General features: G+C 74.6%; 24 protein-coding genes and 1 tRNA gene. 13 read left to right on the forward strand and 12 right to left on the reverse strand.

Translation table 11 applies throughout. The features are described 5' to 3' along the window. Positions 1-13: 13 nt before the first annotated feature. Positions 14-1,624 (reverse strand): beta-N-acetylhexosaminidase, encoded by a 1,611-nt coding sequence (locus tag AC069X_RS18115; protein WP_478729580.1) that lies wholly within the window; start codon positions 1,622-1,624, stop codon positions 14-16. Between the two features lie 63 nt (positions 1,625-1,687). On the opposite strand from AC069X_RS18115, the gene AC069X_RS18120 reads away from it, so the two are divergent. The 3 genes from AC069X_RS18120 (at position 1,688) to glmS (ending at position 4,850) form a co-directional block, all read left to right on the forward strand. Then, entirely contained in the window at positions 1,688-2,572 is an 885-nt protein-coding gene (locus tag AC069X_RS18120; protein ID WP_478729581.1) for a DUF4429 domain-containing protein, read from the forward strand. Between the two features lie 106 nt (positions 2,573-2,678). After that, on the forward strand, positions 2,679-2,957 hold the full coding sequence (locus AC069X_RS18125) for a hypothetical protein (protein WP_478729582.1): 279 nt from the start codon (positions 2,679-2,681) through the stop codon (positions 2,955-2,957). Between the two features lie 75 nt (positions 2,958-3,032). Continuing rightward, complete coding sequence (gene glmS / locus AC069X_RS18130) at positions 3,033-4,850, forward strand: glutamine--fructose-6-phosphate transaminase (isomerizing) (RefSeq protein ID WP_478729583.1); 1,818 nt, start codon at positions 3,033-3,035, stop codon at positions 4,848-4,850. Between the two features lie 122 nt (positions 4,851-4,972). Here glmS and AC069X_RS18135 read toward each other — a convergent pair whose 3' ends face one another. Both AC069X_RS18135 and AC069X_RS18140 read right to left on the reverse strand, forming a co-directional pair. After that, positions 4,973-5,539: a GPR1/FUN34/YaaH family transporter gene (locus AC069X_RS18135; RefSeq protein WP_478729584.1), complete on the reverse strand. Its 567-nt coding sequence runs from the start codon at positions 5,537-5,539 to the stop codon at positions 4,973-4,975. Positions 5,540-5,638: 99 nt separating this feature from the next. After that, complete coding sequence (locus AC069X_RS18140; RefSeq protein ID WP_478729585.1) at positions 5,639-6,169, reverse strand: universal stress protein; 531 nt, start codon at positions 6,167-6,169, stop codon at positions 5,639-5,641. A gap of 417 nt (positions 6,170-6,586) precedes the next feature. Between AC069X_RS18140 and AC069X_RS18145 the strand changes: the two genes are divergently transcribed. The 4 genes from AC069X_RS18145 to AC069X_RS18160 all read left to right on the forward strand — a co-directional run bounded on the left by AC069X_RS18145 (position 6,587) and on the right by AC069X_RS18160 (position 9,373). Next, positions 6,587-6,973 (forward strand): hypothetical protein, encoded by a 387-nt coding sequence (locus AC069X_RS18145; protein WP_478729701.1) that lies wholly within the window; start codon positions 6,587-6,589, stop codon positions 6,971-6,973. Positions 6,974-7,349: 376 nt separating this feature from the next. Then, entirely contained in the window at positions 7,350-8,525 is a 1,176-nt protein-coding gene (locus AC069X_RS18150) for a helix-turn-helix domain-containing protein (RefSeq protein WP_478729586.1), read from the forward strand. 78 nt (positions 8,526-8,603) lie between these two features. Then, positions 8,604-9,206 carry an oligoribonuclease gene (orn, locus tag AC069X_RS18155; protein WP_478729587.1) on the forward strand — a complete coding sequence of 201 codons (603 nt, stop codon included), beginning with the start codon at positions 8,604-8,606 and terminating at the stop codon, positions 9,204-9,206. A gap of 94 nt (positions 9,207-9,300) precedes the next feature. Beyond that, positions 9,301-9,373: transfer RNA gene (locus tag AC069X_RS18160), tRNA-His, on the forward strand. Between the two features lie 105 nt (positions 9,374-9,478). Here the strand turns inward: AC069X_RS18160 and AC069X_RS18165 are convergent. Then, the gene (locus AC069X_RS18165; protein WP_478729588.1) at positions 9,479-10,471 is read right to left on the reverse strand and encodes a LacI family DNA-binding transcriptional regulator; all 993 of its coding nucleotides are present in this window, start codon (positions 10,469-10,471) and stop codon (positions 9,479-9,481) included. Between the two features lie 159 nt (positions 10,472-10,630). On the opposite strand from AC069X_RS18165, the gene AC069X_RS18170 reads away from it, so the two are divergent. Then, a complete protein-coding gene (locus AC069X_RS18170) occupies positions 10,631-11,908 on the forward strand; it encodes an MFS transporter (RefSeq protein WP_478729589.1) in 1,278 nt (425 codons plus the stop codon). On the opposite strand, the gene AC069X_RS18175 is transcribed toward AC069X_RS18170, so the two are convergent. From AC069X_RS18175 to AC069X_RS18195, 5 genes are all read right to left on the reverse strand, one after another. Continuing rightward, positions 11,853-12,152 (reverse strand): hypothetical protein, encoded by a 300-nt coding sequence (locus tag AC069X_RS18175; protein WP_478729590.1) that lies wholly within the window; start codon positions 12,150-12,152, stop codon positions 11,853-11,855. The genes AC069X_RS18170 and AC069X_RS18175 overlap by 56 nt on opposite strands. 423 nt (positions 12,153-12,575) lie before the next feature. Further along, positions 12,576-13,217, reverse strand: a complete 642-nt coding sequence (locus tag AC069X_RS18180) for a disulfide bond formation protein B (RefSeq protein ID WP_478729702.1) — start codon at positions 13,215-13,217, stop codon at positions 12,576-12,578. Between the two features lie 12 nt (positions 13,218-13,229). Beyond that, positions 13,230-13,394, reverse strand: a complete 165-nt coding sequence (locus AC069X_RS18185) for a DUF5993 family protein (protein WP_478729591.1) — start codon at positions 13,392-13,394, stop codon at positions 13,230-13,232. A gap of 166 nt (positions 13,395-13,560) precedes the next feature. Beyond that, positions 13,561-14,937 carry a sensor histidine kinase gene (locus AC069X_RS18190; RefSeq protein WP_478729592.1) on the reverse strand — a complete coding sequence of 459 codons (1,377 nt, stop codon included), beginning with the start codon at positions 14,935-14,937 and terminating at the stop codon, positions 13,561-13,563. A gap of 10 nt (positions 14,938-14,947) precedes the next feature. Continuing rightward, positions 14,948-15,637 (reverse strand): response regulator transcription factor, encoded by a 690-nt coding sequence (locus tag AC069X_RS18195; protein ID WP_185899126.1) that lies wholly within the window; start codon positions 15,635-15,637, stop codon positions 14,948-14,950. Positions 15,638-15,715: 78 nt separating this feature from the next. Here AC069X_RS18195 and AC069X_RS18200 point away from each other — a divergent pair, with 78 nt between their 5' ends. Then, complete coding sequence (locus tag AC069X_RS18200; RefSeq protein ID WP_478729593.1) at positions 15,716-16,279, forward strand: hypothetical protein; 564 nt, start codon at positions 15,716-15,718, stop codon at positions 16,277-16,279. A 12-nt stretch (positions 16,280-16,291) separates the two neighbouring features. Here AC069X_RS18200 and AC069X_RS18205 read toward each other — a convergent pair whose 3' ends face one another. Together AC069X_RS18205 and AC069X_RS18210 are read right to left on the reverse strand one after the other, a co-directional pair. Continuing rightward, positions 16,292-17,176, reverse strand: coding sequence for a spermidine synthase (locus AC069X_RS18205; protein WP_478729594.1), 885 nt, complete (start codon positions 17,174-17,176; stop codon positions 16,292-16,294). Positions 17,177-17,201: 25 nt separating this feature from the next. Further along, positions 17,202-17,720, reverse strand: coding sequence for a hypothetical protein (locus AC069X_RS18210; RefSeq protein ID WP_478729595.1), 519 nt, complete (start codon positions 17,718-17,720; stop codon positions 17,202-17,204). A 273-nt stretch (positions 17,721-17,993) separates the two neighbouring features. Between AC069X_RS18210 and AC069X_RS18215 the strand changes: the two genes are divergently transcribed. Next, positions 17,994-19,325: a tetratricopeptide repeat protein gene (locus tag AC069X_RS18215; RefSeq protein WP_478729596.1), complete on the forward strand. Its 1,332-nt coding sequence runs from the start codon at positions 17,994-17,996 to the stop codon at positions 19,323-19,325. A gap of 198 nt (positions 19,326-19,523) precedes the next feature. Here AC069X_RS18215 and AC069X_RS18220 read toward each other — a convergent pair whose 3' ends face one another. Continuing rightward, positions 19,524-20,120, reverse strand: coding sequence for a histidine phosphatase family protein (locus AC069X_RS18220; RefSeq protein ID WP_478729597.1), 597 nt, complete (start codon positions 20,118-20,120; stop codon positions 19,524-19,526). A gap of 176 nt (positions 20,121-20,296) precedes the next feature. Here AC069X_RS18220 and AC069X_RS18225 point away from each other — a divergent pair, with 176 nt between their 5' ends. From AC069X_RS18225 to AC069X_RS18235, 3 genes are read left to right on the forward strand one after another with little or no spacing between them, the layout of a single operon-like run. Then, on the forward strand, positions 20,297-21,478 hold the full coding sequence (locus tag AC069X_RS18225; protein ID WP_478729598.1) for a hypothetical protein: 1,182 nt from the start codon (positions 20,297-20,299) through the stop codon (positions 21,476-21,478). Further along, positions 21,466-23,037 (forward strand): hypothetical protein, encoded by a 1,572-nt coding sequence (locus AC069X_RS18230; RefSeq protein WP_478729599.1) that lies wholly within the window; start codon positions 21,466-21,468, stop codon positions 23,035-23,037. Before AC069X_RS18225 ends, AC069X_RS18230 begins: the two co-directional genes overlap by 13 nt. Further along, positions 23,034-24,368, forward strand: coding sequence for an AAA domain-containing protein (locus AC069X_RS18235; protein WP_478729600.1), 1,335 nt, complete (start codon positions 23,034-23,036; stop codon positions 24,366-24,368). Before AC069X_RS18230 ends, AC069X_RS18235 begins: the two co-directional genes overlap by 4 nt. Positions 24,369-24,419 lie beyond the last annotated feature (51 nt).

The following is a 24,419-nucleotide window of genomic DNA, read 5'->3' on the forward strand; positions in this document are numbered from 1 at the left end:
CGCCGTCAGGCCATCACCTCCCAGCCCGTACGCCCGCGCGTGCGGGCTCTTCCCACGGCACCTCCGGCGCCCGGTAGTACGCCGTGTCCTGCGCGTCCAGGCGCGGGGCCTGGGCCGCCAGGCGCCGGCGGTACGCGGGCCAGTCCAGGGCCGCCGCCGGGGACCAGCCGAGTTCCGCGAGGCCCAGGAGGCGGGGGAAGGCCATCAGCTCCCAGTCCGGGCGGTTGGCGATGGTCTCCGTCCACAGGGGGGCTTCGACGCCGAGGACCGCGGACTCGGGGACGCCGGAGAGGTAGGAGCCCGGGTTCCATGAGTAGGAGCGCTGGACCGGGACGTAGCCCGCCCAGGCCAGGCCCGGCTTCGTCGCCTTGTCGTACTTCATGTCCAGGTAGGCGCGGTCCGCCGGGGAGAGGATGAGGGGGTGGCCCGCGTCGGCCGCCGCCGCCACCGCCGACTTCTCCGCCGCCGCCGTCCTGTCGTGGCCCCAGTACTGGAGGACCGCGCCCGGCGCCGGGCGGGCGTTCGCGAGCTGGTGCCAGGCCACCACCGTCTTGCCGTGCCGGGCCACGATCTGCTGGGCGCGGTCCATGAAGGCCGCGTAGTCCGCCGCCGGGGTGGAGTGGGCCTCGTCGCCGCCGATGTGGAGGTAGCGGCCGGGGGTGAGGGCGGCCAGCTCGCCGAGGACGTCGTCGACGAACTCGTACGTGCGCTCCTTGCCCACGCACAGCGAGCTGAAGCCGACCTTGATGCCGGTGTAGCGCTCGGGGGCCTTGCCGTCGCAGTTCAGCTCCGCGTAGGAGGCGAGGGCGGCGTTGACGTGGCCGGGCATGTCGATCTCCGGGACCACGTCGACGTAGCGCTCCGCCGCGTAGGCGACCAGGTCCCGGTACTGCTCCTTGGTCCAGTGGCCGCCCGGGCCGCCGCCGACCTCGCTCGCGCCGCCGTACGTGGCCAGGCGCGGCCAGGAGTCGATGGCGATGCGCCAGCCCTGGTCGTCGCTGAGGTGCACGTGCAGGGTGTTGATCTTGTACTGGGCGGCCTGGTCGACGTACCGCTTGACCTGCTCCACCGGGAAGTGGTGGCGGGCGATGTCGACCATCACCCCCCGGTACGCGAAGCGCGGCGTGTCCGTGATCTCCCCGCCCGGGACCTCCCCCGTGCCCCGCACCGGCAGCAGCTGCCGCAGCGTCTGCCCGCCGCGGAAGAGCCCCGCCGGGGTGTGCGCGGTCAGGGTGACCCCGGAGGGGGTGGTCCGCAGCCGGTAGCCCTCGGCGCCCAGCTCCCGGGCCGCGCCGTCCAGCCGCAGCCGGATGCCGTCCCCCTCCTCCCCGTCGACCACCGGCAGCGGCAGGCCGCTCGGCCCGCGCAGCTGCTCCGCGAGGAGTTCACCGACCCGCCGGACCTCCTCCGCCGAGCCGGGCCCGGTACGGATCACCGTGCCGGCGCCGAAGGAGTACCCGGCGCCCCCGGCCCGCGCGGAGGCGGGCGCGGGCAGGAGCCGGTCGTAGGGGGCGAGGACGGCGGCGGCGTGCGGGCTCTTGGCGTCGTCGCCGTGGGCGGCGGTGCAGGAGACGGCGGCACCCAGGACGAGGAGGGCGGCGACCGTGCGGCGCAGGGCTCTCATGCGCCCAGGTATAGGCCAGACGGCCCCCTCTCGGGCCGTACTTCGCGGTGGGAGAATCATCGGATGGCGGAAATCATCCAGAAGGACGGTACTTGGAGCTTCGACGGGGACGCGGTGCGCATCGTGCCGGGCCGCGACAAGGGGGTGGGGCTGCTCCGGCAGCACCTCGGTGAGGTGGTCGTGCCGCTGCGCGCCATCGGCGGGATCAGCTACGAGCCGGGCCGCAAGGCGGGCCGGCTGCGGCTCCGGCTGCGGGACGGGGCGGACCCGCTGACGCAGGTGACGGGCGGGCGGCTGCCGGAGGCCTCGGACCCGTACCGGCTGTCGGTGGAGTCGGACCGCAGCGGGGTGGCGGAGTACTTCGTCGACGCGGTGCGCAACGCGCTGCTGCTGGACCAGGTGGATCCCGGCCCGTGTGACGCGTACCTGCTGCCCGGGCCTCCGGTGCCGGTCGCCTTCGGCGCGGGTGACGGCACGGCCTCCTTCGACGGCGACCGGGTGGTGCTGGACTGGAACTGGACCACGGAGGAGGCCAAGCGCTCAGGCGGCCCGAGCGAGTTCCGGGTCGCGGACGTGCGGGCGGTGGACTGGTCGCCGTCGAAGGGCCTGGACAACGGCTGGCTGCGGTTCACCCTGGAGGGCGCCCAGGCGGCAGCCGCCCCCAAGTACGACCGCTGCACGGTGGAGCTCTTCGGTTTCAAGAAGGACCCGTTGATGGCGCTGGTCGCGGCGGCCGTGGCGGTACGGATGCCGCATCCGGCGGCGCCCGCGCCCGAGCGGGCCAAGGCGCTGCCGCTCGCGGAGTCGGCCCCCGCGCTGGCGGGCGAGCCCGCGGACCACGACACGCTGCTGCGGCGGCTGCGCGAGGTGGGCGAGCTGCACCAGGCGGGCGTCCTCACCGCCGACGAGTTCTCGGCGGCGAAGGCCGCGATTTTGGGTCGTTTCTGACCACCGGATACCGGAATCTCCCATTCACTGGTCCAGACCAGCGAGATCCTGCCCGATATCGGGCAGGATCTTTGCGTTTCACTCCTTGGACAGTCAGTATCTACGGGTGCTCGACCGCCGCCCGTCCTCCCACGACGACCTCGTCGACCACCTGGTGCGCAGCACCGCGCTGCAGCGCGGCGAAGCCACCCGGGTGGTGCTCGACGTCCTCGCGTACTTCAACGAGACGACCGAGGAGTTCGTCCGCCGCCGCCACCGCGAGCTGCAGTCGGGCGGCGCGGTCAACGCGGAGATCTTCGAGCGCATCGCGGCCGAACTGCCGCACCGCGCCGTGGCGCCACCGGAGCTCTCGCTCCGGCAGCTGCGCCGCATCGTCTACGGCTGACAGGGGCCGGGGCGGCCCGTGGGGGGCCGCGCGGGGACGAGCACGACCACCGAACCTCAGGAGGGGCAACACCGTATGTGCGGAATCGTCGGTTACATCGGCAAGCGTGACGTGGCACCGCTGCTGCTCGAAGGCCTGGCACGACTGGAGTACCGCGGATACGACTCCGCCGGCATCGTCGTCAACAGCCCGAAGGCCGCCGCGCTGAAGATGGTCAAGGCGAAGGGCCGCGTCCGCGACCTGGAGGCCCGCGTTCCCAAGCGCTTCACCGGCACCACCGGCATCGCCCACACCCGCTGGGCCACCCACGGCGCGCCGAGCGACATCAACTCGCACCCGCACCTGGACCCCGAGAACAAGGTCGCCGTCGTCCACAACGGCATCGTCGACAACGCCGCCGAGCTGCGCGCCAAGCTGGAGGCCGAGGGCGTCGTCTTCGCGTCCGAGACCGACACCGAGGTGATCACCCACCTGATCGCCCGCTCCCAGGCCGACAGCCTGGAGGAGAAGGTCCGCGAGGCGCTCAAGGTCATCGAGGGCACCTACGGCATCGCCGTCATGCACGCCGACTTCTCCGACCGCATCGTCGTCGCCCGCAACGGCTCCCCGGTCATCCTCGGCATCGGCGAGAAGGAGATGCTCGTCGCCTCCGACGTCGCCGCGCTGATCGCCCACACCCGCCAGGTCGTGACCCTCAACGACGGCGAGATGGCCACCCTCAAGGCCGACGACTTCCGCACCTACACCACCAGCGGCACGACGACCACCGCCACCCCGGAGACCGTGGAGTGGGAGGCCGCCTCCTACGACATGGGCGGCCACGACACCTACATGCACAAGGAGATCTCCGAGCAGCCCGACGCGGTCGACCGCGTGCTGCGCGGCCGGATCGACGACCGCTTCAACACCGTCCACCTGGGCGGCCTGAACCTGGACCCGCGCGAGGCCCGCGGCATCCGCCGGGTCAAGATCCTGGGCTGCGGCACCTCCTACCACGCGGGCCTGATCGGCGCCGGGCTCATCGAGAGCATGGCCCGCATCCCCGCCGACGCCGAGCCGGCCTCCGAGTTCCGCTACCGCAACCCGGTCGTGGACCCCGACACCCTCTACATCGCCGTCTCCCAGTCCGGTGAGACGTACGACGTGCTCGCGGCGGTCCAGGAGCTCAAGCGCAAGGGCGCCCGCGTCCTCGGCGTGGTCAACGTGGTCGGCTCCGCGATCGCCCGCGAGGCCGACGGCGGCGTCTACGTGCACGCCGGCCCGGAGGTCTGCGTCGTCTCCACCAAGTGCTTCACGAACACGGTGGTGGCCTTCGCGCTGCTCGCCGTGCACCTGGGCCGGATCCGGGACCTGTCGGTCACCGACGGCAAGCGGATCATCGACGGCCTGCGCAAGCTGCCCGCCCAGATCGAGGAGATCCTCAAGGGCGAGGAGGACATCAAGCGGCTCGCGGCCGAGTACGCCGACGCCAAGTCGATGATGTTCATCGGCCGGGTCCGCGGCTACCCGGTGGCCCTGGAGGCCTCCCTCAAGCTGAAGGAGATCTCCTACATCCACGCCGAGGCCTACCCGGCCTCCGAGCTGAAGCACGGCCCGCTCGCGCTCATCGAGCCGGCGATGCCGACGGTCGCGATCGTCCCGGACGACGACCTGCTGGAGAAGAACCGCGCGGCGCTGGAGGAGATCAAGGCCCGCAGCGGCCGGATCCTGGCCGTCGCCCACCGCGAGCAGGAGAAGGCCGACCACACCATCCTCGTGCCCAAGAACGAGGACGAGCTGGACCCGATCCTGATGGGCATCCCGCTCCAGCTGCTGGCGTACCACACCGCCCTGGCCCTGGGCCGGGACATCGACAAGCCGCGCAACCTGGCGAAGTCCGTCACGGTCGAATAGGCCGCCACGGCCGGACCCCCGTGCCACGAGGCACGGCACGGCACGGCACGGCACGGCACGCGAAAGGGGTGTCACCGGAACTCCGGTGGCACCCCTGTGCGTTGCCCCGCGGTCCGGGCCCGTCAGCCCGCGGCGACCGCGCGTCCCGAGCTCCTGCCCAGCGCCATCGGCCAGCCGGCCAGCGCGGCCGTCGCCCCGTACCAGGCCAGCAGACCGGAGACGGCGGCGACCCAGCCGCCCGCCTTGGCCAGACCGGCGCTGTCCGCGAAGGCGGCTATGGCCAGCAGGAGGAGGGCGAGGGTCAGCAGGGCGTGGACGCCCTGGCCGAACAGCCCGCTCGACGCGGCGAGCGTGAGGGTCAGCGCGACCATCGCGAAGAGGACGAGAAACGTTCCGGCGGCCTCGGCGGAAACCGAGGCGCCCGCCCCCTTGGCCCAGGTGAACCAGAAGACGCCGAGGCCCGCGAAGGCGGTGCCGTTGAAGCCGTTGCCGCCGCGGTATTCGAGGAGGCCGAGGAGGAAGAGGGCCGCGCCGCCGACGTACATCGCGAGCGACACGGAGTCGGCGGCGGTCACACCCGAGAGGACACCCGTGTGGCCGATACCGAACGCGAGAAGGGTGAGACCCAGGGCGATGTTCCCCAGGGTCGAGGTCGAGGCCGTGCTTCCCGCAGAGACACCATTGTCCACGGCGGGCTCCCTTCGATCTGCAGTTGTTCGCTGTGTCCCAGCAGCACTTATCTACCCTTTACAAAGGGGTTCACAACCGCACAACCGACATACAGTGGGTTACGGAATGACAACAACGGGTCGCTGCGCCCGCTTCGCCAGCCGTCCCGCGACCGAGCCGAAGATCCGGCCGACGATCCCGTGGGTGGAACCCACCACGATGGCGTCCGCCGAGTACTCCCGGCCGACCTCCTCCAGCTCGTGGCAGATGTCACCCCCGCGCTCGACGAGGATCCACGGCACCTCGGACAGGTAGTCCGCGCAGGCCAGCTCCAGGCCGAGCACCTCGGTGCGGTGGTCGGGCACGTCCACGAAGACGGGCGGTTCACAGCCGGCCCACACCGTGGTGGGCAGCCGGTTCGCCACGTGCACGATGATCAGACCGGAACCGGAGCGCCGGGCCATGCCGATCGCGTAGGCGAGGGCTCGCTCACTGGAGGTGGAGCCGTCGAAGCCCACCACGACGCCGTGCCGGAAGGCGGGGTCGCAGGGATGACGCGTCTGTTCCACCGCGCGCAGGTCGCTCGATGCGGAATCGGCGAGGTGTTTGCGCTTGCGGTCCGCGGGTTCGGAGAATTCGTGACCGGCCATGGGTGTCTCGGCGAAGAGTCCTCGGGGGAAGCGACAGGGGCGGTTTCGGCGACTCGGAGCATCTGACGACGAGGGCTTGGCTCACGAGCGCTTTTGACGACGCAGCGTGACGAAGCTCTGTCTGGGAAGCATCTTCCCAAGCCCTTACCCACCAGGGTACGGCGACACTCCTGTCCTGCACAGGGCATGCCGCCCTTGGAGAGCGTCCCAGGGAGCATGCCGGAGTGCGGGCGCCTTGGCAATGGCCGCTGCCCCCTACAGCCAGTGACGAGAGACCCTTGCGCCACCCGTGCGCGCAGTGACCGAGGCCCGTACCGGGGCGTTGGACAAGAGTCCGACCGTCCAGGAAGAGCCCGCAGGGAGTACGCCGTGCCCGGCCATCCGGTTCACCCCGTCCAGCCCGTCCAGCCCGCTCCGATGACGCGGTCCGCCCGGTCCGCCCGCTCCGCGCCGTCCTCCGCGCGCGCCCCGCTTCACCCGTCCGTGCAGTCCGCCGGACGGGGCCATGACGACCCGGCGGGTGACGTGGTGCGCTGGGCCGCGTTCAGCTGCCTCCTCGTACCCGTGGTCCTGGTGGTCTACGGGACCTCGTACGGCGGGGCCGCGGTGGCGACCCTGGGGCTGGCCGCGGTGACGGCCGCCTGCCGGGTGCTGCTGCGGTACTCGGAGAAGACGGAGCGGACGGCCGCCCGGGTGCTGTCGGAAGACCCGCCGCCCTCCGGCCACCGCGGCCGGCACTCCCGTACGGGGGCCGGTTCGCACCGCGGCTGCCACGGTTCCGGCGGCCCGTCCCCTCACGGCTGACCGGTTCGCACGTACACACCCGGTTGTTTTCAGCCAACTTCCGGACCCAGTGCTTCCCTTGCCGGAATGTTCCCCCGACCCCCCTACCACCAGCGACTACGGACGACAGGGGACGATTCGACCCCATGAGTACTGGCCACGGCCGGATCGCGGGCTTCCGTGGCGGGTAGCGGAGTGGAACGCTTCCTGATCGAATGCTTTTCGCCAAGTTGCCAAGTCGACATAGCGCTGCGTGCTGAACTTGTCACGCCGACACCACGGGACGCAGTAGATTCGATCATGTATTTACGGCGGGGGATCCACGTGCAAGGCCGAGGGGAAACGTGCAGGTGCGACCAGACCAAGGAGTCGCGACACCCAAGGGGGGCTTAGCGCCATGAGCCAGGATTCCACCGCCGCAGTCGTCGCTGACGCGGGCCGGAAGCTCGCGGGGCGTCGCCGCAGGGAGATCGTCGCCGTGCTGCTGTTCAGCGGCGGGCCGATCTTCGAGAGTTCCATTCCGCTGTCCGTGTTCGGCATCGACCGGCAGGACGCGGGAGTTCCACGCTACCGACTGCTCGTGTGCGCCGGAGAGGACGGTCCGCTGCGGACCACCGGCGGACTCGAACTGACCGCGCCGTACGGGTTGGAGGCGATCGCCCGGGCAGGCACGGTCGTCGTGCCGGCCTGGCGCTCCATCACCTCACCGCCGCCGCCGGAGGCGCTCGACGCCCTGCGGCTGGCGCACGAGGAGGGGGCCCGCATCGTCGGCCTGTGCACGGGAGCCTTCGTGCTCGCCGCCGCCGGGCTGCTCGACGGCCGGCCCGCGACCACCCACTGGATGTACGCGCCGACGCTCGCCAAGCGCTACCCGTCCGTCCACGTGGACCCGCGCGAGCTGTTCGTCGACGACGGCGACGTGCTGACGTCCGCCGGCACCGCGGCCGGAATCGATCTGTGCCTGCACATCGTGCGCACGGACCACGGCAGCGAGGCGGCCGGGGCACTGGCCCGCCGGCTCGTCGTCCCACCGCGCCGCACCGGAGGCCAGGAACGCTACCTCGACCGGTCGCTGCCCGAGGAGATCGGCGCCGACCCGCTCGCCGAGGTCGTCGCCTGGGCACTGGAGCACCTCCACGAGCAGTTCGACGTGGAGACGCTGGCCGCCCGCGCCTACATGAGCCGGCGCACCTTCGACCGGCGGTTCCGCTCGCTCACCGGCAGCGCCCCGCTCCAGTGGCTGATCACCCAGCGGGTGCTCCAGGCACAGCGGCTGCTGGAGACCTCCGACTACTCCGTCGACGAGGTCGCCGGACGCTGCGGCTTCCGCTCGCCGGTGGCCCTGCGCGGGCACTTCCGGCGGCAGCTGGGGTCCTCCCCGGCCGCCTACCGCTCCGCCTACCGGGCGCGCCGGCCGCAGGCCGACGTGTCGCAGGTGTCGGAGATGCAGGGCTCCCCGGTGCCGCACCAGCGGACCCCGCAGCCCCAGCGGGCCGCGGCGGCCCTGGCCGCCTCCGGTCCCAGCGTGACCGAGCTGTACGCCCCCGGCCGGGTCCTGCGCGAGCACGCGTAGCCGTACCCGCGGGAGCGAGGAGGTCCCCCGCACCGGTCGAGCACCGGTGCGGGGGACCTTCGGCATAAGGTGGGGCGCATGAACGATCGAATGGTGTGGATCGACTGCGAGATGACCGGGCTCTCGCTGACGGACGACGCACTCATCGAGGTGGCCGCGCTGGTCACCGACTCGGAGCTGAACGTGCTCGGCGAAGGCGTGGACATCGTGATCCGCCCGCCGGACGCGGCCCTGGAGACCATGCCGGACGTGGTGCGCGAGATGCACACCGCCTCCGGGCTGCTCGACGAGCTGGCCGCCGGCACGACCCTGGCCGACGCCGAGGCGCAGGTCCTCGCGTACGTCCGGGAACACGTGAAGGAGCCCCGCAAGGCCCCGCTCTGCGGGAACTCCGTCGGCACCGACCGCGGGTTCCTCTCCCGTGACATGCCCGCCCTGGAGAGCCACCTGCACTACCGGATCGTGGACGTGTCCTCGGTCAAGGAGCTGGCGCGCCGCTGGTACCCGCGGGCGTACTTCAACAGCCCGCCGAAGAACGGCAACCACCGGGCGCTCGCGGACATCAAGGAGTCCATCGCCGAGCTGCGCTACTACCGCGAGGCGGTCTTCGTGGCGCAGCCCGGGCCCGACTCGGACACCGCCCGGGCGATCGCCGCCAAGCACGTGGTGGCGGACGAATAGACCCTCCGGAGGGGGGTGCGGGGGAAAGGTGGAGCGAGCACCCTCCCGGACCCTGTACCCTTTTCTTCGGCCGGTCGTTCTGCGACCGGACATGGTGGGTGTAGCTCAGCTGGTAGAGCACCTGGTTGTGGTCCAGGTGGCCGCGGGTTCAAGTCCCGTCACTCACCCTGTGGGAAGGCCCCGGTTCGCGAGAGCGGACCGGGGCCTTCTGCGTGTACGGGAGGGGCCGGGGCCCAGAGCGGCCGCCGGGGGCTCCACGGGCCGCCGCGCCTTCACGTCGACCCCCGGACGATCAGCTCCGTCGGCAGGACGACCTCCTCCCGCTCCCGGGGCTTCCCGCCCGAGATCCGGGCCAGCAGGAGCCGCGCCATCGTCCGGCCCAGTTCCTCGGCGGGCGCCCGCACGCTGGTCAGCGGCGGATCCAGGTGGCGGGCCAGCGGCGAGTCGCCGAAGCCCACCAGCGCCACGTCCCCCGGCACCCCCCGCCCGGCCGCGCGCAGCTCCCGCCGGGCGCCCGCCGCCAGCAGGTCGGAGGCGGCGAAGACCGCGTCCAGGGCCGGCCTGCGCTCCAGCAGTTCCCGCATCGCCCGCCGGCCGCCGTCCTCGCCGGGGCCGCCGGCGGCGACGAGCAGTTCGTCCGCGGGCCGCCCGGCGGCGGCCAGGGCCCGCCGGTATCCCTGCAGGCGGCGCCGGGCCCCGTCGTCCTCGGGCGGGCCCGCGATGGCGGCTATCGTCCGCCGGCCCCGCCCCAGCAGGTGCCGCACGGCCTCGGCGGCGCCCCCCAGGTGATCGCAGTCCACGCTCGGCAGCGTCCCGGCGGCCGCCCCGCGTCCACCGGCCACCGCCGGGATCCCCGGCGGCGGCTCCCCCGCGCCCGCCGTCAGCAGCAGCACCCCGTCGACCCGGTGGCCCGACAGCCCGGCCGCACCGCCCCCGGGGGCGAGGACCAGCTCCACCCCGGCCCCCGCCAGCGCCTCGGCGGCCCCGCGCAGGATGCCGGAGAAGCAGGGCTCGGTGATGAAGGGGGAGTGCGGCTCGGGCAGCACCAGGGCGACGGCTCCGGCCCGGTCGGCGGCCAGCGCCCGGGCCGCGCGGTCGGGGACGTACCCCAGCTCGGCGACGGCCGCCTCGACGGCCGCCCGGGTGCGCTCGCTGACCCCCGGCAGGCCGTTCACGACCCGGGAGACGGTGCCGCGCCCGACCCCGGCCCGCAGGGCGACCTCCTCCAGGGTCGGCCGTCCCCGCCCGCGCCCGTGACCGTTCATGGCTGCCTCCCGCTGCGAATCTACCCGCTGGTAGGGGCGGGAGCGCTCCCACCGGCGGGGGCTTCCGAAGCGGGCGTTCCGCGGCTAGCGTCCCGCCCTACGGGCAACGGCGCGCGCCGGAGAAACGGGAGGGTCGGCGTGCGGATGGAGGTTGTCCGCATGTCCCCTTCCACCGCGTCCCCGGCCACGGCCGGGACCGCTCCCGCCGGATTCCGCGGGGTGTTCGCCCTCGGCGGCCGCACCCTGCCCATCCACGCGTTCCTGGCCCGGCTGCCCGCCGCGCTGTGCCCCATCGGGACGCTGCTGCTGATCAACGACCGGGACGGCATCGGCCACGCCGGCGCCGTCGCGGCGGCGCTCTGGCTGGGCCAGGCCCTGGGCGGCCCGGTCATCGGGAGGCTGGCCGACCGGCGCGGCCACCGCCCGGTGCTGCTCGTCGCCTGCGCCGCGAACGCCGCCGTGCTGTGCGCCCTGGTCGCCGCCGTGCTGGCCGGGCTGCCGCTGGCCGCCCCGGTCGCCCTCGCGGTGGCGGCCGGGCTGACCGTGCCGCAGGTGGGGCCGCTGGCGCGGGCCCGCTGGGCGCGGCTGGCCGGGGAGGACAAGGCCCTGTTGGACTCCGCGCTGTCCTTCGACACCACCCTCGACGAGGTCGGGTTCGTGGTGGGGCCCGCGCTGGCCGGGATCCTCGCGGTGACCGTGCACCCCGCCTCGGCGCTGGTGCTGGCGGCACTCCTGATCCTGGTGTCGGGGACCCTGTTCGCCCTGCACCCCAGCGCGCCCGGGCCGCTCGCGGCGGGGGGCGCGCGGGGCGGCGTACGGCTGTGGTCGCCGGGGCTGGCCCTGCTGTTCACGATGGCCGTGCTCCAGGGGGCCGCGTTCAGCGGGGCCAACACGGGGGTCAACGCCCTGGCGGGGTCCCTGGGCGAGGGCGGCGCGGCCGGGCTGGTGTGGGCGGCGATGGCGGTGACGAGTTCGGTCGCCGGCTTCCTGACGGTGGCCCGGCCCGGCTCCGCAGACCTGGCGGTGCGGCTGCGGTGGACGGTCGGGATCCAGGCGGTGCTGACCCTGCCGCTGCTCGCGGTGTCGGGGCTGTGGGGTGCGACGGCGGCGGTCGCGGGGATCGGACTGGCCGTGGCCCCGCACCTGATCGCGCTGTTCGGGCTGGTCGAGCGGACCGGCCCGGCGGAGCGGATGGGCGAGGCCATGACCGTGCTCGGCAGTGGCCTGATCGTCGGTCAGGCCCTCGCGGCGGCCGTGTCCGGGCCGCTGGCCGCCTCGTACGGGCACCGGGCCGCGTTCGCCGTCGCGTGCGCGGCGGTGACCGCGTCGGCCGTGCTGGCGGTGGCGGCCTCGGGGCGGGTCCGGTTCGGGCGGGGCGACGTCACGGCGAGGACTTCATCTCCGACAGACCCCTCGCCAGGTCTTCCGCGTTCATGACCGGGCCGACTTCCAGCTCGGCGTTGAACTGGAGGAAGAGGTCCTCCAGGAGCGGCGGCAGCTTCGCGCTGTCCTGGAGGTCGAAGACGATCCAGCAGGAACGCACGCCCTCGTGGAGGCCGAAGTAGGCCGCCTCCGGCTTGACCTTCTCCATCAGGGCCTTGATGGCCTGGGGCAGGGCGCCGCTCCTGATGCCCTCGTTGGTGGCGGCCGTGTCCATGTGGGCCCTGAGCATGACTCTCATGCGTGGCTCCTTCCGTCACGGCCACCCTTCGCGCGGTACGGGGGCGCGGCAACATTTGCGCCGCCGTCCGGCGGACGGTGGGGGGGAGGAAGGGGGCAGGCGGAGGGGGCCAGGCGGAGGAGGTGGCCGACTGGACGTGGACGTTGAACTCCGAGTGGCCGAGAGCGCCCATCACGCGCAGCCGCACCGGGAGCGTCATCTCGGTGCCGATGACGGCCCCGCGGCCGAGGGAGACCAGAGGGGCGGCCACCGTACGGCCGACGACGCCGGTGCCGAGGACTGCGCAACGCATGCGGATGTCCCATCGGGGACGGGTCCTGCACGTGCCCGCGCGGGATGCGGCCGCTGCGGGGCCGGTCGTCGGCCGTCGGTCGTCGGTCGTCGGTCGTCGGTCGTCGGTCGTCGGTCGTCGGTCGTCGGTCGTCAGTCCAGGATCCCGACGTCGTAGAAGAACTGGTAGCGGGTCGGGTCGTCCGGCAGGAACCAGTGGAAGCCCTCCTCCAGGAACACCGCCACCACGTTGACGGCGATGACCAGCCCCAGCAAGGCCAGTACGACCATCCCCGCCGTCCGGTACGGGCCCGGCGCGGCCGTCGGGACGGTCCGGCCCGCAGTGACGTGCGCGAGGGCGAGGACGATGCCGATCGCGACGGCCGAGGCGGAGAAGAGGATCCACGCCCACACGTACAGGTGCAGTCCGAGCGCCGTGCTGCCGTAGCCCTCGTCCCCGGGGAGGATGTGCAGCATCGTCTGCCGCCACGCGGTGAACGCGCCGCCCGTCACGGCGACCAGGGCCATGCCCCAGCCGGTCATGTAGTCCCGGCCGGTCACCACGCCGGCCGTGAGCGCGGTGCGGATGATGTACGCGGCTCCGATCGCCGCCAGCAGCATGAACATCCGCTGCACGACGCAGAGCGGGCACGGGTACTCCCACAGCCCGAGCTGGTAGAAGAGGCCGCCGCAGACGACGGCCGTCCAGCCCGCGGCGAAGAAGCAGGCGAACCAGTACTGGACCCGCCCCAGCAGGCCGTTCTCCGGCGGCGCCTCCGGCAGGAGGCTGTTCATCGTGGCCACGGGTCAGTAGCTCAGGTTCAGGGCGAGGCCGCTGGTGATGTGGTGCGCCATCAGCAGCAGCACGGCGACCAGCATGACCCACCAGGCGCCGAGGACCACGGTCCGGGAGGTGTCCCGGTGCATGGCGACGAGGGTGGCGAGGAGCCCGCCGAAGATGAGGGTGTCCATGGGCCGGACCGTACCGACCTGGGCACTTCCGCCCCGCGAGGCGCGCCCCGGGGTGTGCCGGTGTACGTCGGTTGCCCCGCCGGGGCGGGTACGGGCGGCCGTTCCGGGAGACCGGCCTGCCGCGCCGGGGGGGGCTGGCTGCCGTTCCAGGGGGCCGGCCGGCGGGTCAGGCGCCCCGGCGCCTGCGGCGGGCGCGCCGGGTGCGCGCACCGCGCTCGCCGCCCCGGGCCCGGTCGTCCAGCGCGATCCACACCCGTACCTCGGTCCCCCCGAGCACCGAGCGCCCCAGCCGTACGTCGCCGCCGGTGGATTCGGCGACCCGGCGCACGATGTCCAGGCCGAGCCCGGTCGAGCCGTCCCGGGCGCCGTCGTTGCCGCGCCGCAGGGCTGCGTCCGGGTCGGCGATGCCGGGGCCGGCGTCCGAGACGAGGACGATGACGGCGTCCCCCGCGTCGTGCACGTCCACCGCGAAGGGGGTGGCCTCCGGGGTGTGCCGGAAGACGTTGCCGAGCATGGCGTCGAGGGCGGCCGCCAGCTCGGGGCGGGCCACCGGGATGCGCACGGTGCGGTCCACCCCCGCGAGCCGCACCTCGCGGCCCTCGTCCTCGGCCAGCGCCGACCAGAACGCCATCCGGTCGCGGATCACCTCGGCGGCGTCGCAGCCGGCGGTCGCCGCGCCGGCGGGCGGTCGCTGCTCACGGGCGGTGCGGATGATCGTGTCGACCTCCCGTTCCAGCTGCTCGACCGCCGCCCGGGTGTGCTCGGCGGCCGGGCCGTCCCCGAGGGAGGCCGCGTTGAGCCGCAGCACCGTCAGGGGCGTGCGCAGCCGGTGGGAGAGGTCGGCGGCGAGTTCCCGCTCGTTGGCGAGGAGTTCGACGACCTGGTCGGCCATCGAGTTGAACGCGACGGCCGCCGACCGGAGTTCCTTGGGGCCGTCCTCGGGCACCCGCGCCCCGAGCTTCCCCTCCCCCAGCTGGTGCGCGGCGTCCGCGAGCCGTTCGGCGGGGCGGACCAGGCGGGCGCCGAGCCGGTCCGCGACGGCCACCGAGCCGATGACGAGGGCGAGTGCGACCCCGCCGAGGATCAGCCAGGCGGTGGTGACCCCGTTGCTGACCTCGCTCTCCGGCACGTAGATCTCGATCACCGCGATGTCCCCGGAGCCGAGGGCGATGGGCTGGAGCAGCGCGGAACCCCCGCCGGGGACGCGGGCGGTGGTCGCCCGGCCGAGGGAGCGGGTCTCGGCCACCGCGTGCGCCCCGGCCCGGCCCTCGCCGATGTCCACGGCGGCGCTCCCGCCGATCGCGGGCACGTGGACGGCCATCCGCCCGGCGGCGCCCATCTCGGTGGACTCCACGGCCCGGCGCAGCTGCGCGGGATCGGTGGTGATGGAGAGGGTCGGCCCCATGGTGGCGGCCTGCCGTTCGGCGTTGGAGAAGGCCCGGTCGCTGGCCATCTCCCGGACCACCATCGCGAGCGGCACCGCGAAGGCCAGGACCACCATGGCCGTGACCGCGAGGCACACCTTGACCAGCGCCCACCTCATGGCCCGACGCTCACAGCGGCGGTTCCAGCTTCACGCCGACCCCGCGCAGGGTGTGCAGGTAGCGGGGGCGGGCGGCGGTCTCGCCGAGTTTGCGGCGCAGCCAGGACAGGTGCACGTCGATGGTCTGGTCGTCCCCGTAGGACTGCTGCCAGACCTCGGCGAGCAGCTCGCGCCGGGCCACGACCACGCCGGGGCGCCCGGCGAGGAAGGCCAGCAGGTCGAACTCCCGGCGGGTGAGGTCGAGTACGGCACCGTCGAGCTCGGCCTGGCGGCGCAGCGGGTCGATGGCGAGGCCGCCGACGCGCAGGACGCGGGAGGGCGGTTCGGCCCCGGCGGCGGCGCGGGCGCGGCGCAGGACGGCGGCCATGCGGGCGGAGAGGTGCTCGACGGAGAAAGGTTTGGTCAGGTAGTCGTCGGCGCCGTCGTTGAGGAGCCGGACGATCTCGGCCTCGTCGTCGCGCGCGGTGGCGATGATGACCGGTACGTCGGTGATGCCGCGCAGCATCTTCAGGGCCTCGGACCCGTCGAGGTCGGGCAGTCCGAGGTCGAGGATGACCACGTCGAAGCGGTTGTGGGCGACTTCGCGCAGGGCCTCCAGGGCCGTGCCGACGCTCCGCACGGTGTGGGAGGCCTCGGTCAGGTGCCGGATGAGGGCGGAACGTACGAACTGGTCGTCCTCGACCACGAGCACACTTGCCATGGCCGCACCGTAGTCCATCCGGGCGACCCGGGGAGGTGCCGGGACGGGTCTGTGACGTGTGGTGCAGTATGTGCCCTGATGCGACGAGGACCTGTACACGCCATGGCCTGGGTGCTGGCCACCGCGGCCGCCGTGACCCTGTCGTGGTGGGGCGTGCACACCGTCATGTCGGGGACGGCCTACGATCCTCCGCTCGCGGTGCCGCTGACGGCCAGGGCCCCGGACGCGCCGCCGCGGTCCTCCGCCACGCCGGGCCCGGACCCGGCACCGGCCGCTTCGGCCTCCGCGTCGCCGTCGCCGTCCGCGTCCCCCTCGGCCTCCGCCCCGGCCGGCGCCTCCGCGTCCCCGCCGGCGAAGCCGAAGCAGCCGCCGTCACCCGGCCAGCGCCCGGCCCAGGACGGCGGCCAGGGCGGCGGCTCCGGCACGGTGAAGAGCTACGCGGTGTCGGGCGGCCGGGTCGTCTTCGACCTCGGCACCTCCTCGGCCGGGCTGGTCTCGGCGACCCCGGAGGCGGGCTGGCGGATGCAGGTCTGGAAGCAGGACTTCTGGATCCGCGTCACCTTCACCCAGGGCAGCCGCGAGGTGTCGGTGTTCTGCACCTGGCACGACCACCCGCCGGCGGTGGAGATCGTCGACCCGTGACGGCCCGAGGGCCTACCGGAAGACCGAGGGCGGAGGCTGCGGGGAAGGGACCGCCGAGGCGTCCGCCACCGGGGCCGCGCCGCCGGTGAAGTCGGCCAGGGCCCGGCCGTGTTCGACGCGGCCGGGGTGCGGGTCGCTCGCCACGCGGCGGGTGAACTCCGCGACGGGCAGCTCTCGGTCGGAGGCCACGAGCACCGCATTGCCGAAACGTTTCCCCCGCCAGACCACCGGATCCGCCGCCAGCGCCAGCTCCCCGAACCGCGACGCGGCCGTGGCGACCTGGCCCCGCAGGTGCGCCAGCGGCGGACCGTCCGCGAGGTTGGCGACGTACCACCCGGTGGGCGCGAGGGCCCGGCGCACCTCGTCCAGGAACTCCGCGCTGGTCAGGTGGGCGGGGGTGCGCGCCCCGCTGAACACGTCCGCGATGACCAGGTCCGCCCAGCCGTCCGGGACCTTCGCGAGCCCCGCCCGCGCGTCCACGGCCCGTACGCGGATCCGCGCCTGCGGGTCCAGCGGCAGGTGTTCCCGCACGAAGGCCACCAGGGCCCCGTCGACCTCCACCACCTGCTGCGTGGAGCGGGGGCGGGCGGCGGCCGTGTAGCGGGCCAGGGTGAAGGCGCCGCCGCCCAGGTGCACCACGTTCAGGGGCTGCCGGGCGGGCGCGATCAGGTCGATCAGGTGGCCGATCCGGCGCTGGTACGCGAAGTCCAGGTACCCGGGGTCGTCCAGGTCCACGTGGGACTGCGGGGCCCCGTCGATCAGCAGGGTCCAGGCACGGGACCGCTCGCGGTCCGGGGCCAGTTCGGCGAGCCCGCCGCCCACCTGCCCGACGACCGGTCCCGCGGCCGGTATCGCACCGCCGCGGCTGCCCCTGCTGCCCTTGCCCTTGCCTGCCACGCCACCATTATGGCTGGTCAGCGCCTCAGCGGCAGTTGTCGGCCGCCTCGATCAGCCGGGCCGCCTCGCCGAGCGCCGCGCGCAGCACCTCCGGGTCGGTGACCGGCCCCACCGCCTCGGGTGGCAGCAGCCAGCCCGTACCGCCCGAGGTGGGCGAGGCGGCGTCGCCGAAGCGCATGCCGCGCCCGTTGGTCTGCGTACACGCGCTGCCGGGCAGGTCCCAGGCGTCGGCGGTGCCGGGCGGGACGAGGAAGCCGAGGGTGTCCCCGGAGCCGTCGTGCAGCACCGGGCCCACGCCGGGGGCGGCCCGGCCGGCCCCGCGCCGGATGATGTCCACCGCCTCCAGGCCCTGCCGGGTGGGTACGGTCACCAGGTCCGGGGCGGCGAGGGAGACCTGCGGCGGGAGGGGCGCGGCGGCCAGGGGCGGTGCGGCCAGGGGCGGTGCGGGAGGCGCGGCGGCCAGGGGCGGGCGGACCGGACCGCGGGCCGGGGCCGGGGAGGTCGCGCCGGGTCCGGGCGCGGTGTTCGTTCCGATGCTGTCCATGCCGGCCTCCACCAAGGGGAACCCCTCCTCGATCCGTATCCGCATGGGTCCAACGCACGGAAGCGTCAACGGATGCGGCGGGAAGACGCCGCAAAGGATGGCAGTTCATGGCGGATCGCGGGTGAGATATCCGTTTTGTAGCCAAACACCGTATGGAGCGCCCCTCGCCGACGGTACGTTCATGCGCGCCGGAGCCCTGACTCCGGGGCGAGACCGACAGGGATCGACGGGGTCCTGCGGGACACCTGGGATCGTCCAGAGAGGCACACGTCCATGGCGGCGTCACCCCACTCACCCAACTCCTCCTTCCGCCGGCTGCGCGGAGCGCACTCCCCGGCCGAGTTCGCGGCCATGGTCCGCCGCGCCGGCCGGGAGATCGGCGAAACGGTTTCCTGCGACGCCCGCTACATCGGCCGGGTCGAATCGGGCGAGATCCGCTGCCCCAACTACGCCTACGAGCGGGTCTTCCTCCGGATGTTCCCCGGCCGCACCCTGGCCGACCTCGGCTTCTCCCCCCGCGAGGCCGTACGCGGCCGCTCCGCGCAGCGCGCGCAGCCCGCACCGCCCGCGCCGCCGGTCCTCGCCCACCTCATCCAGCGTTCCAAGGAGAGCGACGTGCTGCGTCGCGCGTTCATGACGGGCGGCTCCGCGACCGTGGCGGCCGCGACGCTCAGCCTCACCCTGCTCGGCGACGGCCGCAGGGTCCCCACCCGCGCCGGCGAGGCCGAGGCCGCCGCCGTCGAGGACGCGGTACGCCAGATCCGGCTGCTGGACGACCGGCACGGTGCCGACACCCTCTACCGGCGGGCGGCGCAGCCCCTGAGGACCGCGTACGCGCTGCTCGACGCGGGGGCCACCCGGCAGTCCACCGAGGACCGGCTGCACGCGGGGGCCGGGGAGCTGGCCGTCTCGGTGGGCTGGCTGGCACACGACTCGGGCCGCTTCGAGGACGCCCGCTCGCACTACGCGGAAGCCCTCGCCACGGCCCGGGTCTCGGGCAACGCGGCACTGGAGGCGCACGCCTTCAGCAACATGGCCTTCCTGGCCCGGGACCGCGGCCGCCACCGCGAGTCGGTACGCGCCGCCCAGGCGGGCCTGCGCGCGGCCCGCTCGCTGGGCTCACCCCGGCTGCTGGCGCTGCTGGCGCTGCGGGAGGCGGGCGGCTGGGCGGGGCTCGGGGACCGCAGGGCCTGCGAGGAGTCGCTGGCGCGGGCGCACGCCGAGTTCGCGAAGGGCGCCTCGGCCGCCGACCCGGAGTGGATGTCCTTCTTCGGCGAGGCGGAGCTGGAATCGCTGGAGTCCCGCTGCTGGGCCGCGCTCGGGGAGCACGCCCGCGCGGCCCGGCACGCCCGGCGCGCGGCGGACCTCCAGGACCCGCACTTCACGCGGAACGTCGCCCTGTACACGGCGGAGCTCGCCGAGGACCTGGCCCGGGCGGGAGCGCCCGACGAGGCGGCGTGGGCGGGGGGCCGGGTGCTGGACCTGCTGACGGAGGTCCGGTCGACCCGCATCCGGTCGATGCTGGCGGGCACGGCCCGCACCCTGGTCCCGCACCAGCGCTCCCCGCGCGTGGGCGCGTTCCTGACGAGGCACGCCGAGGCGTAGCGCGGGGCGCTCCGCGGGTGGACCGGGTGCGGGGCGCTCCGCGGGGGGCGCCGGGTCCCGGGTGCGGGGCCGGTGGGGCCGGGTGCGCGGTTCCCCGCGCCCCCGACGGGACCTGGCCGCGCCCCCGACGGGGCCTGGCCGGGGCGGCGCCTGGTCTGTTGCCGCCCCGGCCGGACGCCGGGCGCGTCGGCGGCGGGGTCAGGCTTCCAGGTGGCCCGTGTCGTTCCAGCGTTCCAGGGCCGGGGCTCCGTACGCCCAGCCCAGGACCGACAGGGAGGTGGGGTCCAGGCGGATGCGGGCGCCGAAGGAGGCCTCGAAGCCGAGCCAGCGGGCGGCGAGGGTGCGCAGGACGTGGCCGTGCGCGAAGACGAGGACGTCGCGCTCCGCCGAGCGGGCCCAGGTCACGACCTCGTCGGCGCGCGCCGCGATGTCGGCGACGGACTCGCCGCCGGGGACCCCGTCGCGCCAGATCAGCCAGCCGGGCCGGACGGCCTGGATCTCGGCCGGGGTCATGCCCTCGTAGTCGCCGTAGTCCCACTCCATGAGGGTGTCCCAGGGGTCGGCCTGGGCTCCGAAGCCCGCCAGGTCGCAGCTCTCGCTCGCGCGGACCAGCGGGCTGGTGCGCACCTCCAGGCCGCGCAGGCCCGCCCAGGGTTCGCGGGCCAGGCGCTCGCCGAGCCGCTTCGCCCCCTGCCTGCCCTCCTCCAGCAGCGGCACGTCCGTACGGCCGGTGTGCTTGCCGAGCTGGGACCATGCCGTCTGGCCGTGGCGGGCCAGCAGGATGCGGGGGGCCATCTGTGTTTCTCCCGGTCCGTGGGGGTTCGCCGTGGAACGTGCGGTGAGCGCGTCGGGTGCGACGGGGTCGTCCGTCCATCATCCCCGACGCGGACGGCCGGCGTTCCGTCCGGTCCGCGGCCACCGTTTCCGCCGTATGACCACGGTTGTCAGTGGCGGATGGGACACTTCCGCCCGTGAGCTCCTACCCGCCCGACGGCCCGCCCCAGACGACGACGCTGCGGCAGCGGCTCGCCGACCTGCGCGGCCCCGCCGTGCCGCCCCGCCCGCTCGACGCCCGGGCGCTCGCCGCTCTCGCCGCCAATCCCGGCTGCGGCAGACGGGCCCTGCTCGACGGCGCCGGGGTGGACAAGACCGCGCTCGCGGCGGCCCTGGGCTCCCCCGCCGCCTTCGGGCAGTCGCAGTTCGCGATCGTGCGCGGCAACTCCTTCGAGGCCAAGGTCAAGGGCGACGGCGGGGTGGAGCTGCTGCGGCTGACGCACGCCCGCCTCGGGGGCGGGGCCGAGCCGCCCGGGCCTGACTCCCGGGTCCCCGACCTGACCGCCGCCGGGCCCGAGGGGCGTGCCGCGCGGACGGCGCTGGCCCTGCGGGAGGCGACCGCCGCGCGGGCGTGGACGCTGCTGGACCATCCGATGCTGGCCCTGGAGGTCGCGGGCACGCCCGCCTACCTGGAGCCCGACGCCGTCGTGGTGCATCCCGACGGCCGCTGGACCGTGGTGGAGATCAAGTCGTTCCCGATGATCGACGGGGCCGCCGACGCCGCGAAGGTGGGGGCCGCCGCACGGCAGGCCGCCGTGTACGTGCTGGCCCTGGAGCAGACCGCCGGGAAGCTGGAGGGCGCCGAGGTGGGGCACCAGGTGCTGCTCGTCTGCCCGAAGGACTTCTCCAACCTGCCCACCGCCGCGCTCGTGGACGTACGCCGGGAGCGGTCGGTGACCCGACGGCAGCTGGAGCGGCTGACCCGGGTGGAGGAGCTGGCCGAGGGGCTGCCGGAGGGGCTGTGCTTCGACCCCGCGCGGCCCGCCGCCGAGCTGACCGAGGCCGTCTCCGCGGTCTCCGCCGCCTACGCCCCCGAGTGCCTCGCCGCCTGCGAGCTCGCCTTCCACTGCCGGGAGCGGTCCCGCGCCGCCGGGGACCCGGCCGCGCTCGGCCGTTCCGTACGGAGCGAACTGGGCGGCCTGGCCACCGTCGAGGCCGCCCTCGCGGCCGCCGCCGGGGCCCGCTCCGCCGAAGGCCCCGCCGACGACCCCACCGCCGCCGCGCTGCGCCAGGCGGCCCGGCTGCGCGCCGAGGCCCTGGAACAGGCCGCCGCCCGACCCCCGTACCAGGCCCCGGAGACCCCCGAATGCCCCTGCTGAGCACCCTGGCCCGGCTGGAGGCGGTCCGCGCGGGCCGCGCCCAGCCGCTCGCTACCGTGCGGCACCGCCACCTGAGCGCGAACCCGCTGGTCTTCGTACCGCTGACCACCGCCGGTGAGGCGGGCGCGCCGCTCGGCGCGATGCTGGGCACCGACCCGAACGACCCGCGGATCTTCGTCATACCCCAGCCCCGCGACCGGAACCTGCGCTGGGAGTTCCTGGCCGCGCTGGCCGAGCACGTGATGGCGTACGTGGACGCGTACGCGGACGTCGTCGAGCCGGCCGAGCGCACCGAGACCGACCCGGAGACCGGGAAGAAGGTCAAGGTCGAGGCCGAACTGTGCGTGGACGCGCCGCAGATCGTGGTGCCGAGCCGGGCCGGCATCGAGTACGTGCGCCTGCTGGGCCGCTCCATGCGCTTCCGGCGGACCGCCGAGGAGGACCCCGACAACCCGTACCCGGCGCCCACTCAGGTGCCGCTGCTGGGCCGCTGGTTCACGCACCTCGCCGAGCGCTCCCGGGTGCCCGGCTCCTCGATGCTGCTGTCCGCCACGGAGCTGCTGGGCCGGCACTGGGCGACCGGCCAGAGCAACCTGGAGGACCAGCACCTCGGGGCGCTGCTCGGCTGGATCGACCCGCCGGAGGGCGTCTCGGGCGCCGAGCGGGCGCTGCGCGTGGAACTCGCCCGGGACGCGGACGGCCAGTTGCTGGTCCCGCCGTCCGGCCCGGCCACCGACCCGGCCTTCGACAACAAGCTGCTGGCGCCGGCGATCGCGAAGTTCGACGCGGCACGGGCGGCGGGCGAGCCCCGTGACGGTGACCGGGCGCGGCTCGCCGAGCGGGCGGTCCGCCGGCTGGTCGTGGACCAGATGCAGACCGCGTGGTGGCAGACCTGGGAGGCGCTCGACCTGATGCGCGCCCTGCCGCCGGGCGAGCGCACCGAGGAGCGCTGGACCCGCGACCGCTGGTCCTTCACCGGCCACCGCGACCGGGTCCGGGCGGGCGAGCCGCCGCAGCCGCGCCGCGACGACGCGGTGACGGCGGCGCAGAAGCTGGCCACGCGGGAGACCGAGCAGGTGCGCCTCGACGCGCAGGAGGCGCTGGACGACCCGCTGGTGATGGCGGCCCGGCGCTTCGCGGGCGAGGCCTTCGCCGGTGAGGTCACCGAGGTGCTGATGGAGTGGACGGAGGGCAGGCGCCCCCGCCCGCGCCCGCTGGTCACGGTGGCCACCGAGGACCGGCCGCAGCTGGCGGACGAGGGCGGCGGGAAGGTGTTCCGCTCACTGGACGGGCGCCAGCAGGCCTTCGAGTTCGTCCGGTACGAGGAGGACGGGCAGCTGGTGCTGCGCGTCCTCGACAAGATGGGCGCGGGCCGGGAGCCGGTGGCGGGCTCGGTGCCGGAGAAGGGCGACCGGGACTGCTGGACGCTCTTCGAGCACGACGCGCGCGGCGGCCCGAAGCTGCCCGACCCGGAGAACACCCCGTGGACGCACGGCGGACCCCCGGGGTCCGCGACCGCCCCCGCCCTGGACGCCGTGACCGACGAGGACCTCCTGTGACCACCGCCTTCGACCCGGGCGCGGCCGCCGACCGGGCGACCGCCGCCATCCTCCACGACACCCTGCACGGCAGCGAGCGGGGTGTGGTCGTCGATTCCCCGCCCGGGGCCGGCAAGTCCACGCTCGTGGTGCGCGCGGCCCGGGAGCTGGCCGCCGCCGGGCGCCGGCTGATGGTGGTCGCGCAGACCAACGCGCAGGTCGACGACCTGGTGCTGCGGCTCGCCGAGAAGGACCCGGAGCTGAAGGTGGGCCGGCTGCACAGCAGCGACGGCGACGCCTACGACCCGGCGCTGCGGGAGCTCCCGTCGGTCACCCTCTCCGCCAAGCCGGCGGACCTCGCGGAGCTGCCGGTCACCATCTCGACGGCGGCGAAGTGGGCGTACGTGAAGGACGCGGAACCCTGGGAGCACGCGATCGTCGACGAGGCGTACCAGATGCGTTCGGACGCGCTCCTGGCCGTGGCCGGGCTGTTCGACCGGGCGCTGTTCGTGGGCGACCCGGGGCAGCTGGACCCGTTCAGCGTGGTCGGCGCGGAGCAGTGGGCCGGGCTGTCGTACGACCCTTCGGCCAGCGCGGTGTCGACCCTCCTCGCGCACAACCCGCAGCTGCCGCAGCACCGGCTGCCGGTGTCGTGGCGGCTCCCGGCGACGGCCGCGCCGCTGGTCTCGCGCGCCTTCTACCCGTACTCGCAGTTCCGCAGCGGCACCGGTCCCGGCGAGCGGCGGCTCGCGTACGGGGTCGCGGGGGACGGTTCGGGACCGGACCGGGTCCTGGACGAGGCCGCCGCGTCGGGCTGGGGCCTGCTGGAGCTGCCCGCGCGGCACACCCCGCGCACGGACCCGGAGGCGGTGCGGGCGGTGGCCCTGGTGGTGCGCCGGGCCCTGGACCGGGGTGCGGTGACCTCCGACGAACGCTCCCCCGCCCCCACCCCGCTGACCCCGGACCGCATCGCCGTCGGCACCGCCCACCGCGACCAGGCGGCGGCCGTCCGTACGGCCCTGGCGGCCCTGGGCGTCACCGGTGTCACGGTCGACACCGCGAACCGGCTGCAGGGCCGTGAGTACGACCTCACGGTGGTCCTGCACCCCTTGTCGGGCCGCCCCGACGCGACGGCGTTCCACCTGGAGACGGGCCGGCTGTGCGTCCTGGCCTCCCGGCACCGGCACGCCTGCGTGGTGGTGGCCCGGGCGGGGATAGCGGAGCTGCTGGACGACCACCCGTCGACGGAGCCGGTGCAACTGGGCGTGACGGTCAAGTTCCCGGACGGCTGGGAGGCGAACCACTCGGTCCTGGCCCACCTCGCCGAACACCGCGTCCCCTGGCGGCCGTAGCGACCCCGCCCGCCGGACGGAGTCCGGCACGCCGCCGCAGGCGGCCGACGG

Source organism: Streptomyces sp. NPDC043896, assembly GCF_056435605.1.

What these genes read in the sequence shown, in the direction of transcription:
- AC069X_RS18115 (WP_478729580.1), bottom strand. Translation starts at nt 1,624, where the DNA reads ATGAGAGCCCTGCGCCGCACGGTCGCCGCCCTCCTCGTCCTGGGTGCC.
- AC069X_RS18120 (WP_478729581.1), top strand. Translation starts at nt 1,688, where the DNA reads ATGGCGGAAATCATCCAGAAGGACGGTACTTGGAGCTTCGACGGGGAC.
- glmS (WP_478729583.1), top strand. Translation starts at nt 3,033, where the DNA reads ATGTGCGGAATCGTCGGTTACATCGGCAAGCGTGACGTGGCACCGCTG.
- AC069X_RS18140 (WP_478729585.1), bottom strand. Translation starts at nt 6,169, where the DNA reads ATGGCCGGTCACGAATTCTCCGAACCCGCGGACCGCAAGCGCAAACAC.
- AC069X_RS18145 (WP_478729701.1), top strand. Translation starts at nt 6,587, where the DNA reads ATGACGCGGTCCGCCCGGTCCGCCCGCTCCGCGCCGTCCTCCGCGCGC.
- AC069X_RS18150 (WP_478729586.1), top strand. Translation starts at nt 7,350, where the DNA reads ATGAGCCAGGATTCCACCGCCGCAGTCGTCGCTGACGCGGGCCGGAAG.
- orn (WP_478729587.1), top strand. Translation starts at nt 8,604, where the DNA reads ATGAACGATCGAATGGTGTGGATCGACTGCGAGATGACCGGGCTCTCG.
- AC069X_RS18165 (WP_478729588.1), bottom strand. Translation starts at nt 10,471, where the DNA reads ATGAACGGTCACGGGCGCGGGCGGGGACGGCCGACCCTGGAGGAGGTC.
- AC069X_RS18170 (WP_478729589.1), top strand. Translation starts at nt 10,631, where the DNA reads ATGTCCCCTTCCACCGCGTCCCCGGCCACGGCCGGGACCGCTCCCGCC.
- AC069X_RS18175 (WP_478729590.1), bottom strand. Translation starts at nt 12,152, where the DNA reads ATGAGAGTCATGCTCAGGGCCCACATGGACACGGCCGCCACCAACGAG.
- AC069X_RS18180 (WP_478729702.1), bottom strand. Translation starts at nt 13,217, where the DNA reads ATGAACAGCCTCCTGCCGGAGGCGCCGCCGGAGAACGGCCTGCTGGGG.
- AC069X_RS18185 (WP_478729591.1), bottom strand. Translation starts at nt 13,394, where the DNA reads ATGGACACCCTCATCTTCGGCGGGCTCCTCGCCACCCTCGTCGCCATG.
- AC069X_RS18190 (WP_478729592.1), bottom strand. Translation starts at nt 14,937, where the DNA reads ATGAGGTGGGCGCTGGTCAAGGTGTGCCTCGCGGTCACGGCCATGGTG.
- AC069X_RS18195 (WP_185899126.1), bottom strand. Translation starts at nt 15,637, where the DNA reads ATGGCAAGTGTGCTCGTGGTCGAGGACGACCAGTTCGTACGTTCCGCC.
- AC069X_RS18200 (WP_478729593.1), top strand. Translation starts at nt 15,716, where the DNA reads ATGCGACGAGGACCTGTACACGCCATGGCCTGGGTGCTGGCCACCGCG.
- AC069X_RS18210 (WP_478729595.1), bottom strand. Translation starts at nt 17,720, where the DNA reads ATGGACAGCATCGGAACGAACACCGCGCCCGGACCCGGCGCGACCTCC.
- AC069X_RS18215 (WP_478729596.1), top strand. Translation starts at nt 17,994, where the DNA reads ATGGCGGCGTCACCCCACTCACCCAACTCCTCCTTCCGCCGGCTGCGC.
- AC069X_RS18220 (WP_478729597.1), bottom strand. Translation starts at nt 20,120, where the DNA reads ATGGCCCCCCGCATCCTGCTGGCCCGCCACGGCCAGACGGCATGGTCC.
- AC069X_RS18230 (WP_478729599.1), top strand. Translation starts at nt 21,466, where the DNA reads ATGCCCCTGCTGAGCACCCTGGCCCGGCTGGAGGCGGTCCGCGCGGGC.